The organism is Bacillus sp. 05T31 (genome assembly GCF_056396725.1).
Window position 1 is genome coordinate 1 of the sequence record NZ_JBFTMA010001274.1, and the last position, 570, is coordinate 570.

A 570-nucleotide genomic window follows, 5' to 3' on the forward strand; every position below is an offset into this window, starting at 1 on the left:
GGTTAAATATTTACTAAAAATATAAGGAAGCGATATTGTATGAAAAAAAAAGTATCGGTTGTTGGTGCAGTTATTTTTAATGAAAATAATGAAGTTTTATGTGCATTACGTTCTCCTACAATGWCATTACCKAACTATTGGGARTTTCCTGGGGGAAAGATAAATACAGGAGAACAGCCGGAATTTGCACTAGTACGTGAGATTAAAGAAGAATTGGGTTGTACCAYTACTATAAATGAGAAAATAGAAGAAGTTGAGTATGAGTATGATAGTATTTTCGTTCATTTGATTACATACAAAGCGCGTATTGTTTTAGGTAAACCTAAGGCTTTGGAACATACGGAAATAAAATGGATTAGTGTTAATAGTTTAAGAAACTTAGAATGGGCACCAGCAGATCTTCCAACTGTAGAAGCTTTGTACTTGGATTTCAATAGAAATTTAAATAGCAGCGACATGTGTTAAATTATGAAGATAGTAGTGTATGGTTACTATGCACGAAATGAAAAGGCATATTTGTTTAATTCAAAATCAAAATGTTAGTATATGATCAATTTTAAAGGATTGGCT

General features: G+C 31.4%; 1 protein-coding gene. It reads left to right on the forward strand.

Annotated elements, in window-relative coordinates:
* Window positions 1–39: 39 nt before the first annotated feature.
* Window positions 40–465, forward strand: coding sequence for a (deoxy)nucleoside triphosphate pyrophosphohydrolase (locus tag AC1DJR_RS32865; protein WP_477004554.1), 426 nt, complete (start codon window positions 40–42; stop codon window positions 463–465).
* The last annotated feature ends 105 nt before the right edge of the window (window positions 466–570 follow it).